At 58.2% G+C, this 13,165-nt stretch carries 9 protein-coding genes; 3 read left to right on the top strand and 6 right to left on the bottom strand.

The window, feature by feature from the left end; genetic code table 11:
* Positions 1-42 precede the first annotated feature (42 nt).
* On the top strand, positions 43-990 hold the full coding sequence (gshB, locus tag WNZ14_RS05905) for a glutathione synthase (RefSeq protein WP_342867658.1): 948 nt from the start codon (positions 43-45) through the stop codon (positions 988-990).
* A 25-nt stretch (positions 991-1,015) separates the two neighbouring features.
* On the opposite strand, the gene WNZ14_RS05900 is transcribed toward gshB, so the two are convergent.
* Positions 1,016-1,318 (bottom strand): YciI family protein, encoded by a 303-nt coding sequence (locus WNZ14_RS05900; protein ID WP_342867657.1) that lies wholly within the window; start codon positions 1,316-1,318, stop codon positions 1,016-1,018.
* Between the two features lie 92 nt (positions 1,319-1,410).
* Positions 1,411-2,133, bottom strand: coding sequence for an outer membrane beta-barrel protein (locus tag WNZ14_RS05895; RefSeq protein ID WP_342867656.1), 723 nt, complete (start codon positions 2,131-2,133; stop codon positions 1,411-1,413).
* Positions 2,134-2,450: 317 nt separating this feature from the next.
* On the opposite strand from WNZ14_RS05895, the gene WNZ14_RS05890 reads away from it, so the two are divergent.
* The gene (locus WNZ14_RS05890) at positions 2,451-3,983 is read left to right on the top strand and encodes a YifB family Mg chelatase-like AAA ATPase (RefSeq protein ID WP_342868520.1); all 1,533 of its coding nucleotides are present in this window, start codon (positions 2,451-2,453) and stop codon (positions 3,981-3,983) included.
* Between the two features lie 127 nt (positions 3,984-4,110).
* On the opposite strand, the gene cysK is transcribed toward WNZ14_RS05890, so the two are convergent.
* From cysK to dut, 3 genes are all read right to left on the bottom strand, one after another.
* Complete coding sequence (cysK, locus tag WNZ14_RS05885; RefSeq protein ID WP_342867655.1) at positions 4,111-5,082, bottom strand: cysteine synthase A; 972 nt, start codon at positions 5,080-5,082, stop codon at positions 4,111-4,113.
* A 150-nt stretch (positions 5,083-5,232) separates the two neighbouring features.
* Complete coding sequence (locus tag WNZ14_RS05880; RefSeq protein WP_342867654.1) at positions 5,233-6,237, bottom strand: proline racemase family protein; 1,005 nt, start codon at positions 6,235-6,237, stop codon at positions 5,233-5,235.
* Positions 6,234-6,728: a dUTP diphosphatase gene (gene dut, locus WNZ14_RS05875; protein ID WP_342867653.1), complete on the bottom strand. Its 495-nt coding sequence runs from the start codon at positions 6,726-6,728 to the stop codon at positions 6,234-6,236. The genes WNZ14_RS05880 and dut overlap by 4 nt, the downstream gene beginning before the upstream one ends.
* A 93-nt stretch (positions 6,729-6,821) precedes the next feature.
* Between dut and WNZ14_RS05870 the strand changes: the two genes are divergently transcribed.
* Entirely contained in the window at positions 6,822-8,411 is a 1,590-nt protein-coding gene (locus WNZ14_RS05870) for a peptide chain release factor 3 (RefSeq protein WP_342867652.1), read from the top strand.
* Between the two features lie 773 nt (positions 8,412-9,184).
* Here WNZ14_RS05870 and WNZ14_RS05865 read toward each other — a convergent pair.
* The gene (locus tag WNZ14_RS05865; RefSeq protein ID WP_342867651.1) at positions 9,185-12,832 is read right to left on the bottom strand and encodes a hypothetical protein; all 3,648 of its coding nucleotides are present in this window, start codon (positions 12,830-12,832) and stop codon (positions 9,185-9,187) included.
* Positions 12,833-13,165 lie beyond the last annotated feature (333 nt).

Genomic DNA, 13,165 nt, shown 5'->3' with positions numbered 1-13,165 from the left:
CGCCCTATGTGAGATCATCAAATCGGCGGAGACTTCCTACCCATGAGCAAGATCAAGAATGTCGCGGTCCAGATGGACCATGTGAGCTCCATCAAGATTGCCGGAGATTCGACCTTCGCCATGTCGCTTGAGGCGCAGGCACGCGGCTACAAGCTGTTTCACTACACGCCGGACCAGCTGTCGATGCGCAACGGCGAGATCGAGGCGGTGGCCGAGCCGATGATCCTGCGCGATGTCGAGGGCGACCATTTCGAGCTCGGGGCGCCCGAAAGGATCAGGCTCGCCGACATGGATGTGGTGCTGCTTCGTCAGGACCCGCCGTTCGACATGTCCTACATCACCTCGACGCACCTTCTGGAACGGGTTCACCCGAAGACGCTGGTGGTCAATGATCCGGCCTGGGTGCGCAATTCGCCGGAGAAGATCTTCGTCACCGAATTTCCCGACCTGATGCCCAAGACCCTGATCAGCCGCGATCCGGCGACGATCAACGCCTTCCGCGCCGAAGTCGGCGACATGATCCTGAAGCCGCTCTACGGCAATGGTGGCGCAGGCGTGTTCCATATCAAGCCGGATGACCGCAACATGACGTCGCTTCTGGAAATGTTTGCGCAGATGTACCGCGAGCCGTTCATCGCGCAGGAATATCTGCCCAAGGTCCGGGCCGGCGACAAGCGCATCATCCTGATCGACGGCGAGCCGGTGGGCGCGATCAACCGGGTGCCGGCCGAGCACGATTCCCGCTCGAACATGCATGTCGGCGGCCGCGCCGAGCACAGCGAGCTGACGGCCCGCGAGCAGGAAATCTGCGCTCGCATCGGCCCGTCGCTGAAAGCCCGCGGCTTCATCCTGGTCGGTATCGACATCATCGGCGACCTGATGACAGAGATCAACGTGACCTCGCCGACAGGCCTGCGCGAAATCCGCAATTTCGGCGGCCCGGATGTGGCCTCGCTGTTCTGGGACGCGGTCGAATCCAAGCGGCACTAAAACCGGAGACGTGCGGGACCGCGCCCTATCTCAGCGCGGCGGCGACATTGCCGGGATCAAATTCGGTGATCCGGTATTTCGCCACGCCGGCCATGTGAAACGGATCGCCGGTGATCAGCGCCTCGATATCGGCCACCGACCGGCCGCGGGCGATGATGACACCGCCGGTGCGCGGAACCTTTGCGCCCGAGGCCAGGAACAGGCCCGAGGCATAGTTGCGCTCGATGAAAGTCATATGCGGCGCCACCAGCGGATCAATGGTTTCAAGCGCGGTGATGTAGGTGATATCGATGACGAAAAGATGCTCGCCATCCTTGAGAAAGGCCATTCTGCTGCTCCGTCCCGGACTGAATGCAAAACAAAATCCGGTCTAGAGCCGAATCCCCCGGACACCGCCCGGAATACGGCCTTTCACGTAGTTCAGTTTCCGCTAAATTTGTACCCCAACCGGGCAACAATCATGTGCACATTGCGAGATTTGTCGTTGAAGACGTAAGGTGCCGTATTGCCGAGATTGATGCTGGCGCTGCCGAGACGGGCATAATCATATTCGAGACCAAGGGTCCAGTTACTGGCAACCGCGTGTTCCACACCTGCTCCAAGCGCAAAGCCGGAGCGCCAGGCCGAATTGCTTCCAGCGCCCAACGAACCAACACTATCTGCCACGCTGGTGCTGACTTTCGCACCGGCATAGCCGGCTTTCGCGTAAAGCAGCGTCTGGTCAAAGGTGTAGCCAACCCGTGCAGTCGCCAGCAGCAGCATCAGGATTTTCGATACGAAAACATCGTCACCCGCGCTGCCCGTCAGATTGGGCGGCAGAGTGCCGCCGCCGCTGATACCGGCTCCAAAGGCAGAGAGTTCCGCACCATAGAGAAAACGGTCTTGCTGGAAATTCAACCCGACATGGGCGCCACCCAGCAGGCCGGACCGAGTGTAGCCAAGGCTATCTCCGACCCCGAAGTCAGTCCAGTTCAGCGCCGGATCGCTGACCGTGTTGGTCAGGTTTGTCTTGCTCCGTGCGCCACCGAGGTCGACACCTATGTAATAGCCGCTCCAGTCATGGGGCGCGCCATCGGCTGCGACGGCAGCTTGCGTTGAAACTGAAAGTACAACGGCAACCGCAGTCATCAATGAACGATACATGGCTGGCTCTCCCTGCTCAGGTAGAGAACCCGCCTTTGCGGGATGGTGCCCCCCCGTCGCATCGGCCTTGGTAGATACCCATTGTCGAACATTAGCAAACACAGCAGCCAATCTCTGTGCATTCTCCCATATGACAATCGTGACGACGTTCTCAGACTACAACCCAACACAACCGCATTCCCTTTAATGGTGCAATTGTTGCCGTATTGTTCTTGTTTTAGTCCGCATGCCGTGTTTAAGTAAATCGAGATCGCGCATAACGGGAAACTTCGGTTGACCGGCGCGGGTGGGCAGGCAACATGAAGGGGCAGAAGCACATGGTCGCGCGGGTCAGCACGGTTTCTTTCCAGGGCATCGAGGCGGTGCCAGTCGACGTCCAGGTGATGATTGCACCGGGCAAGGTCAACATGCATATCGTCGGGCTGCCCGACAAGGCGGTGGCCGAGAGCCGGGAGCGAGTGCAGGCGGCGCTGCACGCCTCGGGGCTGTCGCTGCCAGCCAAGAAAGTGACCGTCAATCTTGCACCCGCCGACCTGCCCAAGGAAGGCAGCCATTTCGACCTGCCGATCGCGCTCGGGCTGATGGCAGCACTCGGCGCAATTCCGGGCGATGCACTGGATGGCTATGTGGTGCTGGGCGAACTCTCGCTCGACGGCACCATCGCCACGGTTGCGGGCGCCCTGCCCGCGGCAATCGGCGCCAATGCACTCGGCAAGGGGCTGATCTGCCCCGCAGGCAGCGGACCCGAGGCGGCCTGGGCCGGCAAAGAGATCGACATCATCGCGCCGCGCTCGCTGATCGCCATTGCCAATCATTTCCGCGGCACCCAGGTGCTTGCGCGTCCGGTGCCGGCGATGCGTGCAGCACCTGCGAACTTGCCTGACCTGTCGGACATCAAGGGTCAGGAGACCGCCAAGCGGGCGCTTGAGGTGGCGGCGGCTGGAGGGCACAATCTGATCATGGTTGGGCCTCCGGGATCCGGCAAATCCATGCTGGCGGCGAGGCTTCCCTCAATCCTGCCGCCGCTGTCGGCGCCGGAGCTGCTGGAAGTGTCGATGATCCACTCGATTGCGGGCCAACTGGCAGGCGGCAAACTGTCGGATCGGCGGCCGTTCCGGGCGCCGCATCACTCGGCCTCGATGGCGGCTATGGTTGGCGGCGGCCTGCGTGCCCGTCCCGGCGAGGTGTCACTGGCGCACAACGGCATCCTGTTTCTCGACGAGTTCCCTGAATTCACGCCACAGGTACTCGATTCACTGCGCCAGCCGCTGGAGAATGGCGAGAGCGTCATTGCGCGGGCCAATCATCGGGTCAGCTATCCGGCAAATATCCAGCTGATCGCGGCGATGAACCCGTGTCGCTGCGGCATGGCGGGTGAACCGGGGCATACGTGTTCGCGCGGGCCGCGTTGCCAAGCCGATTACCAGGGCCGGATTTCGGGACCGTTGATGGACAGGATCGACATTCGCATCGATGTTCCCGCCGTCACCGCGCAGGACTTGATCAAACCGCAGCCGTCGGAAGGCAGCGCCGATGTCGCAGCGCGCGTGGCGGCAGCGCGCATCATGCAGCAGGCCCGCTACCGCGATCTCGGACGTCCGGATATCCGCACCAATTCACAATGCACGACCTCGCTGGTCGAACAGGTGGCGAAGCCCGACGCGGGCGGCCAGGCGCTGCTCAGCGATGCGGCGGAAAAGATGCGATTTTCAGCGCGGGCCTATCACCGCATTCTCAAGGTGGCGCGGACCCTGGCCGATCTCGGCGGCGCAGAAACCGTCGGTCGGATTCACCTGGCCGAGGCGATTTCCTACCGTATCGGGTCCGAACGGGTATCTGCGGCAGCATGAGATTGGCCGACGGTCTCGGTGCCGCCGAGATCGGCCAGGGGCTGGCACGAGCCGGGTTAACGTGTTGACGCTCTGCGGCTCGACCATACCCCGGGTATGCTCGATCTTACGTCAGGCGTAACAGCCCTCAGCCGAGGCCGTCGAACAGCGCGGTCGAGAGATAGCGTTCGGCAAAGGACGGGATGATGACGACGATCTGCTTGCCGGCATTTTCCGGACGCTGGCCGACACGGACCGCAGCGGTGAGGGCTGCGCCCGAGGAGATGCCGACCGGCAGGCCTTCAAGCCTTGCGACCCGGCGCGCCATTTCGAAGGCTTCGTCGTTGGTAACCTTGGCAATCTCGTCATAGACGCCGGTGTCGAGCACGCCGGGCGCGAAGCCGGCGCCAATTCCCTGGATCTTGTGCGGGCCGGGGTTTCCACCCGACAGGACAGGTGAATCCGCCGGTTCGACCGCAACAATCTGGACACCCGGCTTTTTGGCCTTGAGCACCTGGCCAACGCCGGTGATGGTGCCGCCGGTGCCGATACCTGAAACCAGAAAATCAATACCACCCTTGGTGTCGTTCCAGATTTCTTCCGCCGTGGTGCGGCGGTGAATTTCGGGATTGGCCGGGTTTTCGAACTGCTGCGGCATCACCGAATCGGGGATTTCATTCAGCAATTCCTCGGCTCGGGCGATGGCGCCCTTCATACCCTTGGGGCCCTCGGTCAGAACGAGCTCGGCGCCGAGCAGCGCAAGCATCTTGCGGCGCTCGACCGACATGGTTTCCGGCATGGTCAGCACCAGCCGGTAGCCCTTGGCGGCAGCTGCGAAGGCCAAACCAATGCCGGTGTTGCCCGATGTCGGCTCGACAAGCGTCGACTTGCCGGGCGTGATCTTGCCATCGGCTTCCAGCGCCTCGATCATGGCGACGCCGATGCGATCCTTCACCGACGAGATCGGATTGAAAAACTCGAGCTTGGCGAGGAGATCGGCCTTCACACCATCAGCCACGGCGAGTTTGCCAAGCCGGACGATGGGCGTGTTGCCGACGGTGTCGATGATGGAATTGTATATGCGGCCGCGACCGGGCGTTTCAGATGAATAATCGGACATGGCATGGCTCCTTTTCCTCTGGGCGGATTCTAGCCGGAGAGAGCCCTTGAGGCCAGCCACTTCGTCAAAACACGAATAAGCCACGATGCAATTTCGTTCCAAAATTCGCGAGAAAACTGGAATTGCATACCCCGATTTCGCTCAAAATGATCAACGCACAAGAAAACCTGCCGCCAGCGGATCGTTTTCCTCAACTATGAATTCGGACCTGCCGGAATAGTAGGCGCGACCCGAGACGTTCGCGGTAATCGCCTGGTGCGGGCCGGATGTCGTCACCGACGCGACGCTGCCCGAAAAACGGCTGCCGATGATGCTTTGAAAAATCCGCTCCTGCCCGGCAGCGATCTGGCCACGGGCATGCATCGCCGCGAGCCGGGCGGTGACGCCGGAACCGGTGGGTGAGCGGTCGACCTGGCGATCCGCAAAAACGCAGACATTTCGCGTCGGTTGATCCGAATAGGCATCGCGGCCATCGGTCAGGATCGAGCCGTAGAGAAACGCCAGATCATCAGCGTCGGGGTGGCTGAGCGGATGAGCGGCCTGAACCGCCTTTGTCAGTTGATCCGCGGCATCGACAAACGCCGAAACAGGATCACGGCCGAATTTGAGGCCGAACTGGCGCGCGTCGGCCAGTGCGTAGAATGCGCCGCCATAGGCGATGTCAAAGCTGACCTTGCCCCAGTTGCCCAAGGTGAGCCCCTTGTCGCGGGCGAACAGGAACGACGGCACGCTCTCGAAGCTTACATCTCCTGGCGTGCCATCGCGCATGGTGACTTCGGCGCGCACCAGACCGCAGGGGCATTCGATGTTGACGATCGTTACATGCTCTCCGGGCTGCACCAGCCCCTGATCCACGGCGTAGCGCCCCAGCGCCACGATGGCGTGGCCGCACATGGTGGAGTATCCCTCATTGTGCATGAACAGGACTGCGAGATCAGCGCCTGGCAGATCAGGCTCGACCAGCAGCGCGCCATACATGTCCGCGTGACCGCGCGGCTCGAACATCAGGATCTTGCGGAGGTGATCGAGATTGTCGCGAACATAGCTGCGCTTTTCGAGGATCGTGCCTTTCGGCAGTTCCGGATAGCCGCCAGTCACAATCCGGAGTGGTTCGCCACCCGTGTGCATGTCAATAACAGTGAGCGGGCCACTCATTGGGTGCCAGTCGAGCCAAAGCCGCCGGTGCCACGCACGGTTTCGCTGAGACTTTGCTCGAGGCGGACCCGCGCTTGCACCACAGGCGCAATGACCATCTGCGCGATCCGCATGCCGCGGGTGACCGTGAATGGCTCTGAGCCGAGATTGGCGAGGATCACCTTGACCTCGCCGCGATAGTCGCTGTCGATGGTGCCCGGCGTGTTGAGGCAGGTGACACCAGATTTGAGCGCCAGACCGGAGCGCGGACGAACCTGGCCTTCGAAGCCTTCCGGGATTTCCATCATCAGCCCGGTGGGAACCGCGAAACGACCGCCTGGGGCGATTTCAAGCGGACTGCCTTCCTCGACTGCAGCGCGCAGATCCATGCCGGCGGAACCCTGCGTCTCATAAGACGGCAACTCAAGGCCTTCACCGTGCGGCAGGCGGACGATACGCAGCTCGGGCCGCAGGTCCGGGGTCAACCCGGAAGGCACTTCATGTTGGGTCATGAGCCAAGCTTTCACCCTTGACGGGTCGAGGTCAATTGCATGGCGGGCCGCAAGAAGCTAGAAGGCAAGGCAATCAACAGGAATCCGCCACTGATGCCCGATACACTCATCGAAGAAGTCGGCCGCCGCCGCACCTTCGCCATCATCTCGCACCCGGACGCCGGCAAGACCACGCTGACCGAGAAGCTGCTGCTGTTTGGCGGTGCGATCCAGCTGGCGGGTGAGGTGAAGGCCAAGAAGGACCGGATCCAGACCCGGTCTGACTGGATGAAGATCGAGCGCGAGCGCGGCATTTCGGTGGTAACATCGGTGATGACGTTCGAGTATGGCGGGCACGTGTTCAACCTGCTCGACACGCCGGGCCATGAAGACTTTGCCGATGATACCTACCGGACGCTGACGGCGGTGGACGCGGCAGTGATGGTGATCGACGCGGCCAAGGGCATCGAGCCGCGGACGCTGAAGCTGTTTGAAGTGTGCCGGTTGCGCGATATTCCGATCATCACGTTCGTCAACAAGATGGACCGCGAGGCGCGAAATCCGTTCGAGATCCTTGATGAAGTTGAACAGAAGCTGGCGCTCGATACCGCGCCGATGACCTGGCCGATCGGACAGGGCCGCTCTTTCTCGGGCACCTACCACCTTTCCAAATCCGCCATGCGCGGATCAGACAGAGAAACCGAGCTGACGCCGGTCAACGGACCGGAATCGGACAAGGTTGCCGGGCTGTTGCCGGAAAACGAACGCGCCACCTTCATCGAGGAGGCAAGCCTTGCGGTTGAAGCCTGCAGGCCGTTCGATCTGGAGGCATTCCGCGAAGGCCATCTGACGCCGGTTTATTTCGGCTCGGCGCTCAAGGCTTTCGGTGTGCGCGACCTTATCAATGCGCTCGGTGAATTCGCACCGCAGCCGCGCGCGCAGGTGGCGGATACGCGCACGGTGGAAGCGACCGACCCGAAGATGACGGCCTTCGTGTTCAAGATCCAGGCCAATATGGACCCCAACCACCGCGACCGGATTGCCTTTGTGCGGGTGTGCTCGGGCACACTCGAGCGCGGCATGAAAGTGCGGCTGGCGCGGACCGGCAAGCCGATGAGCCTGTCGGCGCCGCAGTTCTTCTTCGCCTCGCAGCGCCAGATTGCCGACACGGCCTATGCCGGTGACGTGGTCGGCATTCCCAACCACGGAACCTTGCGGATCGGCGACACGCTGACCGAGGGCGAGGCATTGGTGTTTCAGGGCGTGCCGAACTTTGCGCCGGAAATCCTGCGCCGGGTGCGGCTCGAGGATGCGATGAAGGCCAAGAAACTCAAGGAAGCACTGCAGCAGATGGCCGAGGAAGGCGTGGTGCAGCTGTTTTCGCCCGAGGACGGATCGCCGGCGATTGTCGGCGTGGTCGGCGCGCTGCAGCTTGACGTGCTTAAGGAACGGCTTTCGGCAGAATATGGCTTGCCGGTGAGCTTTGAGATGGCGCGGTTTTCGATCTGCCGCTTCATATCCTCGGCCGACAAGAACGATCTCGAGCGCTTTGTCACCAGCCATCGCGGCGACATTGCCCGCGATCTTGATGGCGATCCGGTGTTTCTGGCATCCGATCAGTTCTCGCTCAATTACGAGGCAGAGCGCTGGAAGACGATCGATATGGTGGCGATCAAGGAATACCAGGTGGCGAAAGCCGCCTGAGCGGCGCGCCGCCGTCGGACACACCAAAACACCGCGCGCGAAAAATTCGCCGACGGGATGGGGCAGTTTCGAGTTCCAGTCCGATGACCGGAGTGCGGGGCGCGCGGGCGACTGGCCCGTGGTGGTGGAAGAAGTGGCATTGGCGCAGTCACCCAAGTGGTGCGTGTACGTTACGTCCGATTGCGAACAATCGGACGCGACATGCACCTGCGCCCCGCCGGTGAGAGATGCCCATGCCTTCCGGGCACGGGCGGGCAACTCCTCCTGCGATCTGATCACCTCAAGCCCTGGCGCGGTTTCGTTCTGTTCGGCTTGTTGGGGCCGAACCCGCCCTCTCCCCCAGGCAACACGGCGGGGGAACCCGCCAGATGCGCAAAGGGACTTGTCAGGCCGGCGTTCCAAGTGGGGATGCAAACCGCGCAGACCGGCCAGCCCGCCGGGCAGTGTGGCTCACACGAGAAAACGCCGCCGGGGCCGGCCAGGCCGTGCCTCCGGTTACGGCCTTCGCACGACCACCTTATCTGTCAGCCCCACTTCTGGCTGACGGGCGTTCCTGCTGGCCGGGATGATACTCACGCAAGCGTCTGACCCGCGATACGGCCCCGCGCGCCAAACCTCACCGCCTTCCGCCGGCCAAAGCTCCGTGGGCTCCGGCCATCCGTTGCGACGGAAGGTGGCAGGAGTATCGCATGGGCGGAAAGGGTGTGGAAAAAGTTGGGGCTATTTTAGGGCACCTTGGAGAAATCGACGGAATTCCGGAGATCGTACATTTACTAAAAGCGTTCTTTAGAGAACTCAGCATCGCGATCGTGGCGTAAAGCGTCTCGCCGGTAGGAATCGGCGATATCAGCAAGGGTTTTTGAAGCCAATGGAAACTCAATTTGGCATCCGTCCGCATGGCCTTGATATTTAGTCGCCAATTCACGCTCTTGTTCGCCCCCATCATAGGATAACCGACTGCTAACCCCTCGTTTGTTGTAAACACCAGTTCGAAATGTGTCCCGTATTGCATCATGGTCTGGCACATCCAGAATTTCACAAACGCACTGGTGTGGCCAATCTCCATTGTCCGCCTCAGGTGAATGGGCCAGAAGCTCCCCGAGCACTATTTGGGCTCCTTTGACATATCCTTCTGCTCGCGCCAATTTCATAAGTTCTTCCACATATTTACGGAACTCGACTTCCGAAAAAGTACCATCTCGCTGAAGGCCTGGCGTTAGTTTTGTGTACAAGAGAAGATGGCTACAGGCCCTTGCCCAGTTTGTCTCTTGTTCTCCTAATTCGCCTTCTGGCCCATAGTCCGCCTTGTAGGCCTTAGATATTGTGAACAACATCTCCTTTGGATTCTGGATGATCTCACGCTGCAATTCAGTCATCAGCTCTGCGACGAACTGACCAAATGCTGCAATCATCTGGAATTCCAGCCCCAAGAGCCTCTGTCGATCCAGAGTGGCACTCTTTTCCATGACCTCAACAAGAACGCGAATATTGTGGTGTTGGAGGTCACCAAGCGCATTGTTAGAGGATGCGAAATTCTTTTCGAGAATGTGTGCTATCTCCGAGCCGTCAAATTCCTCTTCGCCATGCCTTAAACTACGTAGGGCGGCCCCCGGATTGTCATTTTGGAGTAGCATCTCGATACCCTGCTTCTTCGCTTCCGGTTTATGCCAAAGCGGTAGGCATGAAAGGCCTTTCCAATAACGGCGCTGAACGTCGGAAGAATGCTCCCCAACAATCGTCCATGTCGTTGGCTCACAACGGGCAGTACTTAGAAATTCGAGCACTTCCGCATCAGTCCAACCCAACTTCGAGCTTCCTAGGCGAAGAAATTTGCGTAGGACAGATTCCAGATAATCATCTTTGAAAGACTGGAGCCATTCGCCAATAAATGTAGGAACTCCGCTTCCCCCAAACTTTTCTGCCGCCCATTCGATCACGGCGTCCTCTTGAGCCTCTAGGTCCTGCAGTATTCCGCCGACACAGCAATGCGGACCTGACGCATCGCCCAACGCTTCTATTCCGCTAAAGCCCTGCACATCAAATACTTCTTGCAATGCTCGTACTCGGAGCGCCTTGATTTTCTCCTGAGCCTCCTTGTGGGATTGGTGCCCTTCTTTTTCTGGTAGCTCGCAATAATAATTTTCAAAAAGCCACTGGTGCTTTTCGATTAGATCAATAGGTTGGCTCTCATCATAGATCTTTTGTATCTTCGAAATGTCTTCCTTTAGCAGCCCTTCCCTTTTTTCTCCCCCATAGTTGAGTTCCCAATGAAGCTTATTTCGCAAAGCTTTGCGGATCTTGCGTGAGCCGTCGACAGACTCATGTTCCAGAGCAACCTTCAGCGTTTCCAAAACTCGTTTTCGGTCGGCTTCGTCGAAAATATTATATCGCTCAAAAAGATCTGTAGCATTATCGGCCGAATTTCCGGAAAGTTCAAAACTTATTTGAGACGCATACTTGAGCGATTCAGCATATTCCGTACTTGTTACGTATTCCTTGCTTCCTGCGTCATCTTCACGCCAATTAGGTCGTGAAGAAGGTGAGGCCGTATCGTAGCCTTTGTGCAGCATACCCATAGCTAAACTGAACGTTTCCTTCGGATGGCTCTTGCTCAGAGCTGAAATTGCGCGGTTTCGCATATCAATAGTTGCCGATGTTTGCGGCCGCCACCCGCGAAAAATATTCAGAAGCGAAGATGATGGACTGTTAACCCAGCTACCCCCCTTAGGTGCATTAGTCAGTTCGGCCAAAATTTTCGAAACTCGCAACAAGCGGTTTGGTGCCCAGGCTAGCGTTTCTAGCGCCCACAATAAGTCAGCGTATACGCAGTCCCCGCCAATTCCGCCCGAAGTAGTCTCCTCAAACAAGGCGAAGACCTGTGGATTCTTACTGCCTAAATCCACTTCTAGAGAATGAAGAAAATCATCTGGCGCAGCTTCTGCGAGTTGCCGCAGGACACCTGAAATCGCAAGCCATCTCTTTCCTTCCACCTCGCGAGTTAGACGTCTCACAAGCTGACCAATTTGGTATCGGCAATCATCGTTGGCACTCAAATAAGCAATGCGAGGAAGCGCATCCGCCAAAGCTCGAAAAAGCGCACCAGATTCAGGTCGAGTTTTCCCCTCAACATTTGCAAGCCAACGGTCCTCACGCGCCATATCAAAAGCCGGATCTTGCTGGCCAATGACCTTTTCACACACGCGAAGAAAGCGACCGAGCATCTTGGCTGATATGCCTGCCTCGTTCATCTTGAAGAGCTCTAGCGGCGATTTCGCTTTTACCACGCTGCCGATGCGCACAATCGGCGCATCGTTGGTTCGAATAAGCTTTTCCGCTTGACCTGCAAAATCATCGAATGGGATTTCTGCGATCTGCTCGATTGCCTTCTGATCGGCTTCCTTTCCCTCGGCATAGGCCCCCACCAGAGCGAGAGTTGTTAAGACGGGCGCATACTTTCCATCACCCCATATGGGTTGTTTCTGAGCGGGATTATTGTTCTTCACTCTTCGGTAAACTGACCACGAACGGCCGCATTGAAGAGCGAGTCTCTTTGCATCACCTCGATCCACACCCATATCGATCAATGCGTCTCTAAAGTTCTCAGGGAGAGTTCGCTGCAAACAGAGGTCGGGATCAATGTCCAATCCCCGATGACCGGGGAAATGAGCTTCACTATCTCCAGTGGCTACCGGAACTAGCAAGATTAGGCCATCTCGATTGGGAGCGGCAGCGGATATGACGGTTTCGGAAGCAATCGCAAGACTTATATTTGAGCTGCTGGCAACGGCGGTCCAAGCCAAAGCGTCACCAACAACAACAGACTTAGGGGAAAGTTGTGTCGCGCTCCTGATGATCGCGGCACAAGAAAATGCGACAGCTTCCTCAACGCTGTCCGCATGAATCACGATGATGCCGCCATCCTTGCGTTCATGCAGTAATTTCACAAGCCTCTCACATTCTTTCTCGCGGCTAGCTAAGATTGCTTCAGCGCTAATTGCGGGAACAACATCACGGTTCCAATCACTCCAGTATCTTTCGGGCGATTTCAGCGATCCAGTAGGCAAACCAAGGAGCTCAGCGAACCATATCTGGGTCGCAGTCTCTTGCTCCAGCCACAACTCGATATCATCGGCGTCAATGACCCTAATGTCTTTCCAATCGCCGGAAGACTTTTTGTCCGTCACCCAGTCACCACGCTTTGCCCACTTTCGTCCGGTGACGGCTACATATGTCGTATTCGTTCGAATCTCTTCAGATATTCTTTTAGTTCTTTTATTGTAGTCTCTTTCCGCCTTAATTTTGGGATTACCTTCGACACTAAGCTCCCATACAGACTTGTCTTTTGGCACGAATGCATTGCCCTCAAGGGCGTTGAGTTCTCCATCGAATCCCCCAACACTCACTGAACTACCTGCAGGCATGGAAATGGCAGTAAGGGTAGCTGACCTCCCAATTAGTCGTCGGATCAATGTAGGCAGCTGACCTTGAGCATCACGAGTTGCCGCCCATTGCGCTATATCATTAGCCGATACCAACAAGTCAAAGCTCCAAATTTTGGTCGAATCTCAAAATAGTTTACTAGTTGGAATTGTATTTCGTGAAGTGTCAACCGACCGCAGTTTCTGTTTCTGATCTGCCTCAATGTAATATCTACATTGAGGTTTTGTGGCCCTTTTGCGTTGAACTTCAGACAAGCCGCTTCGTACCGATTGTTGACCAGCTGGCAGATTATGCCCGAGCGCGTAGCGGTTCTC

The organism is Hoeflea sp. AS60, from assembly GCF_038900115.1.
Classification (GTDB): domain Bacteria; phylum Pseudomonadota; class Alphaproteobacteria; order Rhizobiales; family Rhizobiaceae; genus Hoeflea.
The sequence above is the reverse complement of the archived record's forward strand: the minus strand, read 5'-3'. Positions and strand labels throughout refer to the sequence as shown.